The organism is Phenylobacterium sp. (genome assembly GCF_041916435.1).
In the GTDB taxonomy this organism is placed as follows: domain Bacteria; phylum Pseudomonadota; class Alphaproteobacteria; order Caulobacterales; family Caulobacteraceae; genus Phenylobacterium.
The window spans coordinates 1-1,149 of sequence record NZ_JAYRZM010000031.1; the positions used below are offsets into that span (position 1 = coordinate 1).

At 66.4% G+C, this 1,149-nt stretch carries 1 protein-coding gene; it reads right to left on the bottom strand.

Translation table 11 applies throughout. From position 1 onward, the window contains the following. On the bottom strand, positions 1-1,149 hold a 1,149-nt coding region (locus ACE3TA_RS22615), incomplete at both ends, for a signal recognition particle protein (protein WP_374576581.1).

A 1,149-nucleotide genomic window follows, 5' to 3' on the forward strand; every position in this document is an offset into this window, starting at 1 on the left:
TGGGCATGCCGCCGCCCAGGCCCTTCATGCCGCCCATCTTCTTCATGAGCTTCATGAGGCCGCCGCCCTTCATCTTCTTCATCATCTCCTGCATCTGCTCGAATTCCTTGAGCAGGCGGTTGACCTCATGCACCTGCACCCCGGCACCGGCGGCGATGCGCTTCTTGCGCGTGGCCTTGATGAGCTCGGGCTTGCGGCGCTCCAGTGGCGTCATGCTCTGGATGATGCCTTCCTTGCGCTTGATGTCCTTCTCGGCCTTGTCCAGGTCCACCTGCCCGGCCTTGGCCGTGAGCTGCGCGGGCAGCTTGTCCATGAGGCTCGACAACCCGCCCATCTGTTTCATCTGCTGCAGTTGGCCCAGAAAGTCGTTGAGGTCGAAACCGTCGCCGCTCTTGACCTTGGCGGCGAGCTTCTGCGCGGCCTCCATGTCCACGCCCGCGGCCACCTGCTCGACCAGGGCCACGATGTCGCCCATGCCCAGGATGCGGCCGGCGTGGCGCTCGGCGTCGAACACCTCCAGGCCGTCGATTTTTTCGGACACCCCGGCAAACTTGATCGGCGCGCCCGTGATGGCGCGCACCGACAGCGCCGCGCCGCCGCGCGAGTCGCCGTCGAGTTTGGTCAGCACGATGCCGGTGAGCGGCAGCGCCTCCTTGAAGGCCTTGGCCGTGTTCACCGCGTCCTGGCCTTGCATGGCGTCCACAACGAACAGCGTCTCGACCGGGTTCAGCGTGGCGTGCAGGTCCTTGATTTCCTGCATCAGCACCTCGTCGATGGCCAGGCGGCCGGCGGTGTCGACCAGCAGCACGTCGAAGTAGTGCCGCTTGGCATAGTCCAGCGCCGCCACGGCGATGTCGTGGGGCTTCTGGTCGGGGGTGCTCGGGAACCACTCGGCGCCGGCCTGCTTGGTCACGGTCTTGAGCTGCTCGATGGCCGCCGGGCGGTACACGTCGCCCGACACCGTCAGCACCTTCTTCTTGCGCTTCTCGATCAGGTGCTTGGCCAGCTTCGCGGTGGTGGTGGTCTTGCCCGCGCCCTGCAGGCCGGCCATCAGGATCACGGCGGGCGGCTGGGCGGCGAGGTTGATGTCGCTCACACCTTCGCCCATCGTGGCGGCCAGCTCCTTGTTGACGATGCCCACCAGCGCCT